11 protein-coding genes are annotated in these 14,656 nt (G+C 65.7%); 2 read left to right on the plus strand and 9 right to left on the minus strand.

What is annotated here, in order from left to right; all coding sequences use genetic code 11:
* Window positions 1–450: 450 nt before the first annotated feature.
* The 8 genes from AC6H0W_RS03640 to pgaA all read right to left on the minus strand — a co-directional run bounded on the left by AC6H0W_RS03640 (window position 451) and on the right by pgaA (window position 11,183).
* On the minus strand, window positions 451–1,134 hold the full coding sequence (locus AC6H0W_RS03640; RefSeq protein WP_497575757.1) for a gamma-glutamyl-gamma-aminobutyrate hydrolase family protein: 684 nt from the start codon (window positions 1,132–1,134) through the stop codon (window positions 451–453).
* A complete protein-coding gene (locus tag AC6H0W_RS03645; protein WP_497575758.1) occupies window positions 1,119–2,129 on the minus strand; it encodes an amidoligase family protein in 1,011 nt (336 codons plus the stop codon). The genes AC6H0W_RS03640 and AC6H0W_RS03645 overlap by 16 nt, the downstream gene beginning before the upstream one ends.
* Window positions 2,126–3,886, minus strand: coding sequence for a gamma-glutamyltransferase (gene ggt, locus AC6H0W_RS03650; protein WP_497575759.1), 1,761 nt, complete (start codon window positions 3,884–3,886; stop codon window positions 2,126–2,128). Before ggt ends, AC6H0W_RS03645 begins: the two co-directional genes overlap by 4 nt.
* Entirely contained in the window at window positions 3,883–4,764 is an 882-nt protein-coding gene (gene htpX / locus AC6H0W_RS03655) for a protease HtpX (RefSeq protein ID WP_497575760.1), read from the minus strand. The genes ggt and htpX overlap by 4 nt, the downstream gene beginning before the upstream one ends.
* A gap of 170 nt (window positions 4,765–4,934) precedes the next feature.
* The gene (pgaD, locus tag AC6H0W_RS03660) at window positions 4,935–5,414 is read right to left on the minus strand and encodes a poly-beta-1,6-N-acetyl-D-glucosamine biosynthesis protein PgaD (protein ID WP_497575761.1); all 480 of its coding nucleotides are present in this window, start codon (window positions 5,412–5,414) and stop codon (window positions 4,935–4,937) included.
* Window positions 5,411–6,754 carry a poly-beta-1,6-N-acetyl-D-glucosamine synthase gene (gene pgaC, locus AC6H0W_RS03665; RefSeq protein WP_497575762.1) on the minus strand — a complete coding sequence of 448 codons (1,344 nt, stop codon included), beginning with the start codon at window positions 6,752–6,754 and terminating at the stop codon, window positions 5,411–5,413. The genes pgaD and pgaC overlap by 4 nt, the downstream gene beginning before the upstream one ends.
* Window positions 6,751–8,754: a poly-beta-1,6-N-acetyl-D-glucosamine N-deacetylase PgaB gene (gene pgaB, locus AC6H0W_RS03670; protein ID WP_497575763.1), complete on the minus strand. Its 2,004-nt coding sequence runs from the start codon at window positions 8,752–8,754 to the stop codon at window positions 6,751–6,753. Before pgaB ends, pgaC begins: the two co-directional genes overlap by 4 nt.
* Before the next feature lie 8 nt (window positions 8,755–8,762).
* Complete coding sequence (gene pgaA / locus AC6H0W_RS03675) at window positions 8,763–11,183, minus strand: poly-beta-1,6 N-acetyl-D-glucosamine export porin PgaA (RefSeq protein WP_497575764.1); 2,421 nt, start codon at window positions 11,181–11,183, stop codon at window positions 8,763–8,765.
* Between the two features lie 404 nt (window positions 11,184–11,587).
* Between pgaA and AC6H0W_RS03680 the strand changes: the two genes are divergently transcribed.
* Window positions 11,588–12,394: an amidohydrolase family protein gene (locus AC6H0W_RS03680; protein ID WP_497575765.1), complete on the plus strand. Its 807-nt coding sequence runs from the start codon at window positions 11,588–11,590 to the stop codon at window positions 12,392–12,394.
* On the opposite strand, the gene AC6H0W_RS03685 is transcribed toward AC6H0W_RS03680, so the two are convergent.
* On the minus strand, window positions 12,378–12,848 hold the full coding sequence (locus AC6H0W_RS03685; protein ID WP_497575766.1) for a FixH family protein: 471 nt from the start codon (window positions 12,846–12,848) through the stop codon (window positions 12,378–12,380). The genes AC6H0W_RS03680 and AC6H0W_RS03685 overlap by 17 nt on opposite strands.
* Window positions 12,849–13,024: 176 nt before the next feature.
* Between AC6H0W_RS03685 and AC6H0W_RS03690 the strand changes: the two genes are divergently transcribed.
* Entirely contained in the window at window positions 13,025–14,572 is a 1,548-nt protein-coding gene (locus tag AC6H0W_RS03690; RefSeq protein WP_497575767.1) for a bifunctional aminoglycoside phosphotransferase/ATP-binding protein, read from the plus strand.
* The last annotated feature ends 84 nt before the right edge of the window (window positions 14,573–14,656 follow it).

Below are 14,656 nucleotides of genomic sequence, written 5' to 3' on the forward strand. Positions count from 1 at the left end.
CAGAATAGTTCAGGCTTTCGGGATTGCCAGCGTAATTGCACGGCGCCCTGAAGAAATTCACGAAAGAGGCTCTGATGAGCGCTTTGGGTGCCTGATAACTACTTATTTATCAGATGCTTGGTTCGTAATGGGAATGTCTTTTCAAAGACTGCGGCGTGACGGAGAGACGAACAGGGTTTGCCCCATAGTGGCGCACGGGGCACCAGAATGGGGCGTTATTTCTGCTTGATCTGAGGGTGCTTTCGATTTTCTGACATGTCAGAGTAGAGCATGTCGCGGAGGGGCATGTCGCGGAGGGGCATGTCGCCGTTCAGAAGCTGCACTCGAGTGTTTGAGAAGCGCGTTCGGACAGCGCGACACTGGCGGTCATGTGCGAGGCAGGCCGCACCAAGGCCTAACCATAGGCGCCGCGAGCCGATGTGACAAGGCCCGCGCGTCGCGGGCTTTCATTCAGTGCGGCGTCTGTTCGGCACGTGCGCTGTGCACCAATGCGCGGAAAAGCGCGCGTTGCCGCTTCATGAAAATCAGGAACTCCGGGTGCCACTGCACGCCGAGCAACAGCGGCCCGTACTCGGGGTTTTCGACGGCCTGGGTGATGTTGTCCAGGTCCGTGCCGGACACGTCAAGTGCGCTGCCGCAGCGGTCGATCCCCTGGTTATGCAGGCTGTTGATGCGTGCCGGGCCCTCGCCCATGAGTTGCGCCAGCACGGTGCCGGGGCGAATGCACAGGTGTTTGAGCGGCAGCACCGTCCAGCGGTTGGAGGTGTTGCGGCGGCGCGATTTGAGCTCCTGGAACAGCGAGCCGCCCCGCCGCACGTTGAGCAACTGGGCCCCGCGGCAGATGCCCAGGATGGGGCGGCGGCGTGCCAGCGCATCGTCGATGATGGCCGTCTCCAGCGCGTCGCGCGCTTCGTCGTAGCACGGCTCCACCTCTGGTGCCGCGGCGTACAGCACGGGGTTAACATCGTGACCGCCGGTGATGATGACGCCGTCGAAATCCAGCTTGCGGTCAATGTCGTCGGGGCGCACCTGCAACGGTATGCCGCCATACAGCCGCACGGCCATGGCGACCAGCAGGCGTGGGCCGAAGGCACCGCGCTGCGGGCCGGTGATGGCGATTACGGGACGAGCCATTGAGTCTCCACGTCGTGTGCCCAGTCGCCCAGCCAGCGTTCCAGCGAGGGGCGATTCAGATAGGCGTGAAAGGCGGCGCAGCAGCCGGTGAGGCGCTCGGCGTCGGCGGCGAGGCGCTCGACCTGCAGCCAGTCGTTCCAGGCCAGATGCAGCCCCCAGCCGGGGCGGTGGATTTCGCAATCGGGCAGGCGGTAATGAAACGCCGGGCGCGGTTTGATGAGCGGATCGTTGGTGACGGCCGCGACACGCTCACGGTCGAGGTGCGCAAACAGCGGCAGCAGGTCGAGCGCGCGGTTGCGCGTGGGGCTGTAGCGCAGGTAGTCGTCGATCAGGCCGGGCAGATCGGGCGCGTAGTCGGCGGCAGTGGCCAGGCGCACGTATTCGAGTGGAAACGGATCGACGTACGACGTGAGGCGCCGCGTGAGGTTGATGTCGGCCCGCGCAAAGAGCCAGTCGTACAGGCACAGGAAGGCGCGCACGTAGGCCGTGAGCGTGGCCGCGTCGTCCGCCGGAATCTCGGGGTTGAACTGCATCCCGAAGGCGTTCAGTGGGTGGTCCGAAGTGCCCTTCGCGCCCGCTGAGCGCAGGCGCGCAATCAGTGCCTCGACTTCCCCCAGACGTCGCATTGGCAGGGGCGGGCTGACGATCTCGACCGGCACCATGGTTTGCGCCACCGCGTGCAGCGCGTCTTCGGCCGATTGCAGCAGATCATCACCGAAGGCTCCTGGCGTGCGCTCGGTCTGGCCGATGCGCCGCAGAAACTGGAAGTCGAGCTCCACCACCCAGTCGCCGGCCTCATCGCCGTGCAGCACGCGGCCGTAGCGGCCGTCGGGCACCACATTGGTGCCGAGAAATTCCGAGGTGACGTGAGCCAGCTCGTCGAGCGACAGGCCGCTCATCTCGAGCTCCACGCCGATGCGGCGCGGCTCGCCTTCTGGGTTGAGGCGCAGTGGCGGCAGGGGCAGTTCGGGCATGTCGTCGGGCATGGTGCTCATTCTCCTCTCGCAACGCCGTCCAGGCGAGGGTCGGCGCCGCCGCGCCATGCCACACCGATGCGCTCGATGCCGTGCAGGCCGCTGGTCATGCGTGGTGTGGTCACCGTATGGCCGAGGCCTTCGAGTGCGTCACGATGGGCTTCCAGGCGGCTGCCGCGCTCGAGTTCGAGTACTTCGCCGCGATGCACGAAGTTCGGCAGGGCAATGGCGTCCTGCACGTCGAGCTGCCAGTCAAGCACGCCGATCAGCGCCTTGACCACGTAACCGATGATGCGCGCGCCGCCGCGCGAGCCGATCACCAGGCGCACATTGCCATCTGCGTCGAACACCATCACCGGCGACATCGAACTGCGCGGGCGCTTGCCCGGAGCCACCGCGTTGGGGTGCGGGCTGCCGTCTTCGAGCACGGGGTCGAAGGTGAAATCGGTGAGCTGGTTGTTGAGCAAAAAACCCCGCGTGAGCATGCGTGCGCCGAACGGGGCTTCGACCGAACTGGTGAGCGCCACCAGATTGCCCGCCGCATCGACGATGGTGAAGTGCGAGGTGCCGAGCGTTTCGTCTTCGTCCGCGGGTTCGGCTTCAGGAATGGTGGCGCGTTGGCCGGGCTCGCCGGGCGCAGCATTGGCGAGTGCGCGCTGCGGGTTTATGAGCGCCGAGCGGCCGGCGAGGTAGCCGCGGTCGATGAGCCCATCCAGCGGGACATCGACGAAGGCCGGATCGCCCAGATAACGGTAGCGGTCGGCAAAGGCGAGGCGGCTGGCTTCGGCAATCAGGTGAATGGCGAGCGGCGAATCCGGCCCGAGTTCGCGCAGCGAAAAGCGCTCGAGTATGCCGAGAATCTGCAGCACGGCAATGCCGCCGGAAGACGGCGGTGGCGCGCCGCAGATCGTCCATTCGCGGTAGCGGCCGCACACCGGCTCACGTTCTTCGGGCGAGTAGCCCGCAAGATCGTCGAGGCTCAGATCGCCGCGCCACGGCCAGCGGGCGTGTGCCCGTTCGACAATGGCTGCGGCCAGGTCGCCGCCGTAAAGAGCCTGCGGGCCGTCCTGCGCCAGCGTGCGCAGCGTGTCTGCCAGCGCCGGGTTCGACAGCGTGGGCGTGTCGCCAAGCGCAGGCAGGGCGAAGTGGCGGCGCGTGTCGTCGAGCAGCCACAACGACGGGTCTTCGGCAATCTGCTGGCGCAGACGTTCGGGCATCGGAATGCCTGCATCGGCCAGCGTGATGGCCGGTTGCAGCAGATCGGCCCAAGGCTGGGTGCCGTGTGCGGCATGTGCCTGCCCGAGCATGGCAACCAGCCCCGGCACGCCCACTGCGCGGCCGGTGGGAATGGCGGCCCACAGCGGCACGGCATGGCCAAAGGCCCGGAAGCGCTCGGCATCGGCCGCAGCCGGGGCGGTTTCGCGTCCGTCGTAAAAGCGTGTCTGCCCGCTGGCGGCATCGTGGTGCAGCAGAAAGCCGCCGCCGCCGATGCCGGTTTCCGGCGGCTCGACAAAGGCCAGCACCATCTGCACGGCCACGGCGGCATCCACCGCCGTGCCGCCGGCACGCAGCACATCAAGGCCGGCTTCGGTAGCCAGGGGGTGTGCGGTGGACACCATGAAGGCCGGCGAGCTGCGCTGGGCTTCGGTCTGGCGGGCGGTGAGGTTGTCGGGCTCGGACGAAGTGCAGCCGGCGAGTGCACCGGTCGCGATCAGAAGCAGCGCCCGAAGAGGCGCTGCGGATACGAGACGAGGGCTGAGGCGCGGGCCGCCGATCAACGACCTGCCTTGAGTGCTTCGATGCGCTCTTCGAGCGGCGGGTGCGTCATGAACAGGCGCTTGAGGCCCGAGCCCTTCATGCCGGAGATGCCGAAGGCGGCCATCTTGTCGGGCAGCGGCTCGGTGCGCGAGCCGGCCAGACGCTGCAGCGCGGCGATCATCTTCTGGCGACCGGCCAGATTGGCGGCGCCGGCATCGGCGCGGAACTCGCGGCGGCGCGAGAACCACATCACGATGATGCTGGCGAGAATGCCCAGCAGCAGCTCGGCAATGATGGCGGTGACCCAGAAGGCCGGGCCGTGGCCGCGTTCGGTCTTGAACACGACGCGGTCGACCAGGTGACCGATGACGCGCGACAGGAAGATCACGAAGGTGTTCACCACGCCTTGAATCAGCGCCAGCGTGACCATGTCGCCGTTGGCAACGTGCGAGACCTCGTGCGCCAGCACGGCTTCGACCTCGTCCGGCTGCATGGCGCGCAGCAGGCCGGTGCTGACCGCCACCAGTGCGTTGTTGCGGTTGGCGCCGGTGGCGAAGGCGTTGGGTTCGGGTGCGTCATACACAGCCACTTCGGGCATGCCGATGCCGGCGCGCTCGGCCTGACGGCGCACGGTATCGACCAGCCAGCGTTCTACGTCATTGCGCGGCTGCGTGATGACGTGCGCGCCGGTCATGCGCTTGGCGCTCCACTTCGACATGGCCAGCGAAATGAACGAGCCGCCGAAGCCGAACACCGCAGCAAACAACAGCAGCGAATTGATGTCGAGATTCACCCCCTGCTCGTCGAGAATGCGCTCGAAACCGAGCAGGCGCAGCGTGATGCTGAGCACCAGGATGATTGCGAGGTTGGTGGCTAGGAAAAGGGCGATGCGTTTCATGTTGTTGTTCCGCTTCCGAGGGGCGCTGAGCGCGCAACGCCGCAATGATGCCGCGTTGCGCGCAAATTGGGTATGCCGTGCTTTGTCCATCGGCGAGCGGCTTCGTTCCGCGCGGGGCGCGAGAGGCGAAGAGCCCGGATGCACCGAAGGTGAGCTCCGGTGCGAAGGGGTTATTGCGGTGAGGCTTCGTGCCGTGCCGGGATGGGCTCGCGGACGTTGATGGTGTCGCCGAGTCCAGGCAGATGCGCGCGTTCGAGATCGCCGTTGTGATCGTTGTGGAAGACCAAACGTGACTCGCCGCGCATGGCCTGAACCACGCTCGGATGCACGCCGAAGCTTACTGACAGCCGGCTGTCGCACATGTCGGGGATCCGCGCGCGGCGGGTGTAACGGCCTGCGCGAATCTGGTTGTACTTGGCCCACACCAGGAGCAGTACGGTCAAAGCGACGCCCATCGCCGTATAGGTGAGTACGTTGAGGGCCGTTGCCAGCAGTTGCGGCGGAAGGTTGGCGAAGGTGATGCGGACATCCTGCTCCAGCATGTTGCCAATGCCGCCAGCCATCAGCCAGAGAAAGACGTACCACGCCAAGAGCGTCAGGACGACGTCGAGGGCCTTCGGGAGCCAGTGTTGTTGGGTCTGGACGATCATGATTGCTTCCTTGCGATACCCCGGTCAGGGCTGACCCAGCGCGCGCGACGACGCTGGCTGCGCAGCATGACCTTGGGCAGGCTGATCAGAGTGGTGAACAGCGTGATCATCCAGAACACCAATGGATACCAGATGACCCAGAACAACCACTTGTGCAGGTCGGGCTCATAGCGCCGCTCAATCAGCAGCGCAACGACGAACTGCGCGAGGCAGACGCAGGCGAGCAGCAGTCCGGTGAAGCCGGGCGGCACGATCTGCAGCACTTGAAGGTTTTCCGGCATCACGAAGACCTGGCCGGCCGCCCACAGGACGATGGTCAGTGCGAAAGTGAAGGCCCAGATGGCGGACAGGCTGAATTCGAACAGCAGCGGCCACATGTAGCGCAGACGCCATTTCCAGATCGAGTGGGCGTTGTTGGCGAGCACTTCGGCGCCGCCCTGGGCCCAACGCAAGCGCTGCTTCCACAGGCCACGCAGGGTTTCAGGCATGAGGATCCAGCACAGCGCACGCGGCTCGTAGAAGATCGCCCAGTGGTCGAGCTGCAGCTTCCAGCTGATGTCGATGTCCTCGGTGATCATGTCCGGGCTCCAATAGCCCACACGATCAAGCGCGCTGCGCCGGAAGGCGGCCACCACGCCGGACACCGTGAAAACGCGGCCATACACGCGCTGCGTGCGCTTGATGAGGCCGATGATCGACGAGAACTCGCCCACCTGGATGCGCCCGATCAGCGTCGAGCGCGTGCGCACGCGCGGGTTGCCGGTGACGGCGCCGCAGCGCGGGTTGTTGATCAGCGGCGCCACAAGATAGGGCACGGCGTCGTAGTCGAGCTGGGCGTCGCCGTCGATGCACACCAGGTATTCGCTGCGCGCGGCCAGCGCGCCCATGCGCAGGGCGATGGCCTTGCCCTGGTTCTGCGCAAGGTGGATGACGCGCAGGCGCGGCTCCTGTGCGGCCAGTTCGTCCAGCACGTCGGCGGTGTTGTCGCGCGAGCCGTCGTTGATGGCGATGACTTCGATGTTGGTGTAGCGCTGCGCCAGTGCGGCCAGCAGGGTCTCGCGTGCGTTGTCGCCTTCGTTGAAGCAGGGCACGAGGATCGATACCAGCGGCTCACCCGCAAGTTGCGGCGGCTCGACATCGTGGTCCTTGGTACGCCACGGCCAATGTCGTTCCCAGTGCAGCCAGAAGTAGACGCCCCCGGCGATCCACAGTGCCGACATCAGCAGCGGGTAGAGGAACACGAAGTTGAGCAGCAGTTCGCCGGTCATGGCCAGGGCGAACGCGACGGGGCCGGCCAGCACGGCCAGCAGGATGAAGAGGGCAACCAGTCTGTCCTTCATGGCAGCGGACTCCAGGAGTTGGCGATGGCCGGCCGGATGGTTTTGAGCGGCGGCTGATCGTTGTGGAAATCGTCCGGGTAGTAGCCGTAGTGGCGTACGCCGTGCCATTGCAGGGTGCGGATCCAGCTTCGCAGTTGCTCGCCACTGACGGGCTGGTTGGGGGCGCTGCTCCAGTCACGTGCCTGCAGCTCGAACAGCGTGCGATCAAGGGCGCCCGGACGTTCGGCGATCTTGGCCACTAGTGCAGCCAGCCAGGCGTCGGACTCCTTCAGCGGCACGCCTTCCATCAGCGGCATGGCCATCGGTGCGGTCCAGTCGTAGGCGCCGAGGAAGTCGTCGAGGTTCTGGGCGAACCAGGTTTCGCTGTACGGCTCGAGGATGGGCAGGGCGAAGATATTGCGCGCGGTCTTCACCTGCGGGCCGCGCACGGCGCGCACGCGTTGGGCGAGCTCCAGCGTGAAGTCGGTGAGGTAGCGGCTCTTGAAGCGCGTCCATTTCCACAGCGTGTCGTCGTTGGCGCGCAGTTCGCTGATGCTGCCTCCCAGGCCGGCCTTGGCATAGGCCTCAAGGGCGGCGGGGCCGGCGTCTTCGAAGTCGGACATCACCGCATCGTCGTGGAACAGCACGCCGACGAAGTTGGCCTGCGCCGACAGGTCTTCGTAGATTTCGGTGATGACCTGGCGCACGCGCGGGTCGAACGGTGACAGGCGCTGATACTGGTCGGGGCTGACCGCCGTGGTGCCGGATTCCGGGTCGTAGCGCAGCACGCGCGGCAGCCCCGGAATGTCGTAGCTCAGCACCGGCATCCAGGCGTAGATGTCGGTGTTGGCGCGGGTACGCAGTTGCCACGCCACACGGTTGAACAGATCGGCGCGCATCGGCAGGTGACGGTTGGGGAAGTACAGCTCGTGTACCGTGCCGTCGCCTTTCGGGTCGGCATAGGCCTGCAGGAAGACGGTGCTGGGGCGCAGGTCGGCGATGCGCTGCACCAGCAGGCCGACGTTGCGTTCCTGCTGCACCGGGTCAGGGTCATACACGTAGTCGAGATCGACGTGCACCACGCGGTGCGGCGCTTTCTCTTCGATGTTGGCGACGAGGCGGGCGAACTGGTCGATGGCCGGGTCGGCGTCGATCAGCAGGCGCGCGCCGTCTTCCAGCGTGGACATGTCGCTCAGGCCCGGTTGCAGGGTCAGGGCGATCTGGTAGCCCTCGTCCTCGATGATCGACAGTGCCATGCCGCTGGCAGCGCCGTACGGCCACACCCACACCCGCGGGTCGCGGCCCGATACCGAGCGGATCAGCGCGCTGATCTGCTGTACGTCGGCACGGATGCGCGTGCGGAATTCATCCACCGTTTCATAGCGCTGTTGGTCTTCGAGGTAGCGCAGCGAGGCGGCCGTCGGTTGCGTGTTGCCTTGCGGGTTGGCCAATTGACCGTAGTGCATGTTGTCGGTATGCACCGCCAGTTCGACCAGGCCGGAGGCCGCCACTTCACGCAGTTGCTCGACGGTGAGGAAGTGCTCGCGCGGGGCGTTGTAGCCGCCGAAATCCACGGGCTGGTCGACGGGGGTGCGCAGCCATTGCCCCACCGGAGCCAGTACGGCGGGCCACTGATAGGCGCGCAGAATGGGCAGCACGCGTTCGGTAAAGCTGGTGAAGCCGTCGTCGAAGCTCAGCAGCACGGCTTTTTCGGGCAAGGGCGTGCCGCCGTCGTGGGCCGTCAGGATCTGGTCGATGGAAACCGGGTGGTAGCCGTTCTCGCGCAGCCAGTTGAACTGCAGGATGAGGTTGGCCGTGCGCACCGACAGGTAGCGATTGTCGGGGTCGCGGTCTTGCACGGAGTGGTAGCCGATGCCCAGCACGTGGTTGGTCGGCCACTCGACCTCGGCGACCGGTTGTGGTCGTTGGTCGGGCGCGAGATACGGCGGTGCTGCATAGCGTGCGCAGGCCGTCAGCATCAGCAGGGCGGCCAGCACGAGGAAAGTGCGGAATGCGGTCATGATTGGCCTCAGAAGCGATAGCTGATGTCGAAGTTCAGGCGCAGTTCGCGCTCGCGCTCACCGTCATACGGACGGCTGCCGAGCGACAGCGAGAAGCCTGCATCCAGCCGGTCGTCGCGTTCGACGCGTTGCCCGTAGGAAATCGTGCCCATGCCGCCAGCGCTGTATCCGCTCTGGTTGTAGCTGCCCACACCGACCTGGACGAACTGACGCCAGACGTTTTCGTAGCGGCGGTGAATGACGTGGTTGAGGGTCAGCGTGCTCATCGCGGTGAAATCGGACTTCGGGCTGAAGTAGGGGCCCGATTCCGGTCGGCTGTTGCGCGATGCCGCCAGGCCAAGGCCCAGATCGAGGTTCAGGCGTGCCCGGGTGAACAGGCGTTCGCGTCCGTCCAGCGCCAGCATGCTGCGGTCGTTGTCGTCGCTGAACTGCATGGTGGTGGCGGTGAGGCGCCAGTCGCGTTGCTCGTTGCCCCGCCATTGCACGTACAGGCGTTGGAGGTTGGCATCGACGTCACTGTTCAGGGCGCGCAACGGCGTTTCCATCGAACGTTTGGCGGCTTCCCAGCCAATTTGCCAGTGATCGTCGAGGTCATGCTCGCCGGCAAGGTGCAGGCCGGCACGTACACCGTGGCCGTAGCTGTGGCGTGATACCGAGGCCTCGACGCGATGGTCGCGGCGCGACCATTCCACGCCGGCAAGCTGCCAGTTGTGCGAGGCATCGCCCTCTTCGTAGCTGCCGCGGGCGTAGCCCGTGCCGCCAAACACGCGCCAGGCCTGAGCCAGCGGCTGGCTGTACAGACGCGCCTCGATGGACAGGTCGTTCTTGCCGATTGCGTTGCCGCCACGGTTGCGTCCAGTGCCGCCTTCGATGCGCAGCTCGCGCATGTGGCGCACCTGCCGCAGCTTTTGCAGACGTTGGGTCTGCAGCGATTCGGGGTAATGGTCTTCAAGGTAGGCGGTGAGCTCTTCGAAGCGCTCCCACTCGCGCAACTCCAGCGCATTGTTGGCTTGTGCCGCGAGCACCGAGAGGCTCAGCGGGGTGGAAGTTTCGGCGACCTTGAGCTCGCCTTCGGCCTCGCGCGGCCAGCCACGGTTCTGATAGACCAAGGCGCGGCTGACGCGGAAGTTGGTGTTCTCCGGCGCGCGGTCGGAGAGCTCTTCGAAGGCAGCCTGAGCGGCCGGCATGCGGTCGTTGAACAACAAGGCGTTGGCATACAGCGTGCGTGCCTCGATCCACGTGGCGTTCGGCAGGGTCTGGCCGGAGCCGGGCACCACGTTGTACATCGGTTGTTGCGCCTGCAGCCGGTCGGCCAGAGCGAGCGCCTCGTCGAGCCGCTCGGCTTCGACCAGCGCATAGAACAGGCCTTGATGGTCAGCGAGCCAGAACTGGTCGCGTTCGTTGCTCTTGCTGATCAGGTCGGCGTAGATGTCCGCAGCCTGTTCCGGCTCGCGCAGGTACAGCAGGGCTCCGGCGTACCAGCGGCGCGCGTAGTCGGGCAGTACGACGCCTTCGGCCATCAGTTGCTCGGCTTCGCTGCGCAACTGGCGCATGTACACCCGGGCGTGCAGCGCGCCAAGGCGGTCGATGCGCACGCGTTGGCGCTCAGCCGCCGCCTCCGGTACCCCCTCCCAGCCCTTGATCAGCAATTCGGACTGATGCAGTGCGCGGTCAGCCACCACAAAGCGCTCGGATTCGCGCCGCGCTGCCGTGTCGGCAATCATCACCCGATCGGAAAGCGTGTCCGCAATCATGCTGCGTTGGTCGGCTTCGCTGAGACGGGCCATGGCGTCGGTATGCGCAACGACGGATGCCGACAGACCGGCACGCTGCAGGCCCCGCAGGTACTCAAGGCGTGCCCATTCATGCTGCGGCGCGAGTTGCATGGCCAGATCGAACTCACGCAGTGCGGCGTACTGCTCGCCCGCCCGCATCAGTGCATAGGCCCGCGTGTACCGAGCCTCGAACTGTTTCGGAGACTGTTTGACCCATTGCTCGCTCTCTGCCAGAGCTTCGGGCAGACGCAGGGCATCGGCCAGCGTCATGATCCATTGCTGGCGCAGATCGGCACGCTGCGGCGACTGACGCAACATGGCCTCGTAGTGCTGCAAGGCCTCGTCCCAGCGCTGGAGGTTGCGCAGCGAGCGCGCCACCGCCTCGCGGGCAGGTTGCGAGCGGCTGAGGGTGGTTTCATGGCGCTGGTAAAGCGTCAGCACTTCTTCGTCGAGCCCGGCCCAGGAACTGATCAGCAAGAGATCGAGTTGTTGAGTGGGGGACAGCACGGGCTGCTGGCGCAGCCAGGTGAGTGCCGGCGCATGTTCGCCCGCGCGTGCTCGATGAATGAGCGAATCGTAGAAGTTGTCCGCTGCCACCACCTGTGTGGTCAGCAGCGATGCGCTAAGCGCGAAAATCAGTTGTGGCCGCCGCATACGTGCGCTCCATGCATGTCACCTGGCAGAGCCGGGCAGATACAGGGCGCTTTGCTAAAGTGGGGTCGGCATCTCGGGCCACGGGATCGGGCAGGGGAGGTCGGCGTGCATGCGCCACTGTATACGGTGCCTGGATGCCGATTCGTTACCCCGAATGGGTGGCTGGTACTCGTTTACGGGGGTGAGCATATGCCCAGCTTTGGGGCGTCGCAACGATTTCACAGTGTGAAGCGTGACGTTTGATGCACCTGCGCAACGTTTTTGCTGAAGAGCGTGAGTAAAACGAGACATATGTCTCTGAACTCATTGTTTCTCACGAGGTTTTGGGGGGGCGGAGCATGCATTGGCGGGAACGTGATTGCGTCATGGCGATGGATTTTTGCAGACACGCAAGCACCTTTTTGGTGCTCTCCTTTTTCGTCGCGCCTGCGTTCGCCGTGCCGCCGATGATCGACGCGCACTCCCATTACACTGCGGGCGATGCCGCGGCGCTTGCGCCGGAGCACGTGCTGCAGCGCGTGGAAGCCGCCGGGGTGTCGCATGTGGTGGTGTCGGGCACGCCGTGGCAGCACGCGCTGGATTTGCAGGCGAGCGATGACCGGCGGGTGATTCCGCTGCTCGGGGTGTATGCCTCTCACCTTGGCAAAGCCATGTGGATGCATGATCGCGGCCTCCCGCAGCGCGTTGTGGAGCATCTGCAAAAGGGCGAGTGGGCCGGCATCGGCGAACTGCATCTGTTCGCGCGCGATGCGCACAGCCCGGTGTTCGAGGCGCTGGTGCGTCTGGCTGACGAGCATGGGCTGATGCTGCTGATCCACGGTGACCCGGCGGTGATCGACCGGGCGTTCGAACTGGCACCGGAGGTGCGCATTCTGTGGGCGCATCTGGGCACGGTGCCAGTGCCCGGTACGGTGCGCCGCATGCTGGAGCGCCACGCGGAGCGTTCGCTGTGGGTTGATACCTCGGTGCGTGACGAGCGCATTGCACCCGAGGGCGTATTGTTGCCGGAGTGGCGTGAGCTGTTCGAGGACTACCCCGAGCGCTTCGTGGTGGCGGTGGATACCTTCAGTACCAACCGCTGGAACGAATACGAAGCCGTGGTGGCGCGCATTCGCGCGTGGTTGGCGCCGCTGCCGCCTGCGCTGCAGCAGCGCTTGCTGCGTACCAATGCCGAGGCGCTGTTCGCGCCGTGGTTCAAGGGTCGACAGTGAAGTTCAGCACGCCCGTGATTTCGGGCACGGCAATGTGCAGTTGCCACGACCCGTCTCCGGGCAGGGGTGCGCTGCCGGTGTAGACGCCGCGGCCGACGCGATCCAGTGCCACCGCAATCGGTGCCGCATCGCTGTCCGGCCGAACGAAGCGGGCGCTCAGAGGCAGGCCGGCATCGGGCGGTTGGCCGGTGGGGCCGCGCAGATTGAGTTCAAGCTGGGCCTGGCCTGTGTTGTCCGTACCGACACTGCCGACCACTTCCCATACATGTACCGTGCCGGAAAAACGCACTCCGCCGCGTTCCACGCCCGGCGCCTTGCCGAGCGGGCCGATGGCGTTGATGCGCACCTCGTCGCGCGAAATCATTGCCATCGTGACGAAGGCGCCGATCAGCGCAAAGAAGGTCAGACCGAGAATCAGCGCGACGATGCGCGGGGTGTTGTGGCTGCCAGCCAAGGGCGTGCTCCGTAAGTCTGCGGGCGCGATGCGCACGGAGACGCAAGTATACGTGCCTCGCCCGAAGGTGGCGGGTGCGCGAGATTGCCTGCGCCCGGCTGACGGGTCGCCCTGCATTCGTTGCGGGGCGCTTCCGACCGGTAGAATCCCGGCTTTCCCCCATTCAACGAATTCGCATGACCGACTCCGTTTCCATCGCGGCTGCCTTGGCGCAGGGCGGCCGCTTCCCGCACCCGGCCGACGCCGTCGAGTGCATCGAAACCCACGCTTCGTGGGTGATTCTGGCCGGCGACTACGCCTACAAGATCAAGAAGCCGCTTGATCTGGGCTTTCTCGATTATTCGACACCCGAGCGTCGGCGCCTGATGTGCGCCGAAGAAGTGCGCCTGAACGGCCGCACCGCGCCGGAGATCTATCAGGACGTGGTGGGCGTGTATGGCGGCGGCGATCCGCACATCGGGCCGGCTGACGGCGCACCCGAGTTTGCGGTGCGCATGCAGCGCTTCGACCAGTCGGGACTTTTCGCGCACCTGCTGGCTGCTGGCCAACTGACCTACGAGCACATGGACGCGCTGGCCCGGCACGTGGCCGACTTCCATGCCGATGCGGCTGTGGCGCAGATCGGTGACGGCTTCGGTACGGCCGAAGCGGCCATCTTCCCCGTGCAGCAGAATTTCGACCAGATGCGTGAGCTGGTTTCCGATCCGACGTTGCTGCAACGCATCGGCCAGTTGGAGACGTGGAGCGCGGCCGAATCGAAGCGCCTTGCCGCCACTTTCGACGCGCGGCTTGCAGCCGGCTTCGTGCGCGAGTGCCACGGAGATCTGCACGTGGCCAACATCGTCATGCTCGACGGCAAGGCGCGCTTGTTCGACGGCATCGAATTCAACCCGAATCTGCGCTGGAACGACGTCATGGCCGACATCGCCTTTCTGGTGATGGATTGCGAAGCGCGCGGTCGTGCCGACCTGGCCAATCGCTTTCTCGACGCCTGGCTGGCGGCCAGCGGGGACTATGAAGGCCTCGCGCTGCTGACCTACTACGTCATCTATCGCGCCATGGTGCGCGCCAAGGTGGCGGCCATCCGCATGCAGCAGGCGGATGGCTCCGAAGCGGCGGCGTGCCGTAACGAACTGGTGATGTATCTGGAATACGCGCTTGCACGCATCGTGCCGGCCGGCACCGGAGTGTGGATTGCCAGCGGCCCGTCGGGGTCGGGCAAGAGCGTGGGCGCTTTGGCGCTAGTCGAGCGTCGTGGTGCCATCCGCATCCGCTCGGACGTCGAGCGTAAGCGTCTGGCCGGTCTCAAGCCCGCCGAGCGCGCCACGGCTGCGGTGGGCGAGGGCCTGTATGGCGAGGAGATGACGCAGCGCACGTACGCGCGTTTGCAGGAAATCGTGCGCCTGACAGTCGCGGCCGGCCGCCCGGCGCTGGTGGATGCGACCTTCCTGCAGCGCACGCAGCGTGAGGCGTTCCGTGAGTTGGCGGAGAGCTTGGGGGTGCCGTTTGCGATCCTCGCCTTCGATGCGCCGCCGCAGGTGTTGCGTGAGCGTGTCATGCAGCGCAGTGCTGACGGCACCGACGCGGCGGATGCCGACGTGGTGGTGTTGGAGCATCAACTCGCTCACCGCGAACCGCTCGCAGACGATGAGCGAACCATGGCGATCGAGCTCGATACCGCTGGCGCGGTGGATTGGGACGCCGTGGTGCAGCGCCTGGGCTAAAGCCAGGCGCTGCAGCTTGCTGGATCAGGGCAGGCACACGGGCACTTGTACCGTGCTCATGGTGCCGCCGAACGGGTTGGCGAT

It is taken from the genome of Pseudazoarcus sp. NS20 (assembly GCF_059703745.1).

What these genes read in the sequence shown, in the direction of transcription:
- AC6H0W_RS03640 (WP_497575757.1), bottom strand. Translation starts at nt 1,134, where the DNA reads ATGGCTCGTCCCGTAATCGCCATCACCGGCCCGCAGCGCGGTGCCTTC.
- AC6H0W_RS03645 (WP_497575758.1), bottom strand. Translation starts at nt 2,129, where the DNA reads ATGAGCACCATGCCCGACGACATGCCCGAACTGCCCCTGCCGCCACTG.
- htpX (WP_497575760.1), bottom strand. Translation starts at nt 4,764, where the DNA reads ATGAAACGCATCGCCCTTTTCCTAGCCACCAACCTCGCAATCATCCTG.
- pgaD (WP_497575761.1), bottom strand. Translation starts at nt 5,414, where the DNA reads ATGATCGTCCAGACCCAACAACACTGGCTCCCGAAGGCCCTCGACGTC.
- pgaC (WP_497575762.1), bottom strand. Translation starts at nt 6,754, where the DNA reads ATGAAGGACAGACTGGTTGCCCTCTTCATCCTGCTGGCCGTGCTGGCC.
- pgaB (WP_497575763.1), bottom strand. Translation starts at nt 8,754, where the DNA reads ATGACCGCATTCCGCACTTTCCTCGTGCTGGCCGCCCTGCTGATGCTG.
- pgaA (WP_497575764.1), bottom strand. Translation starts at nt 11,183, where the DNA reads ATGCGGCGGCCACAACTGATTTTCGCGCTTAGCGCATCGCTGCTGACC.
- AC6H0W_RS03690 (WP_497575767.1), top strand. Translation starts at nt 13,025, where the DNA reads ATGACCGACTCCGTTTCCATCGCGGCTGCCTTGGCGCAGGGCGGCCGC.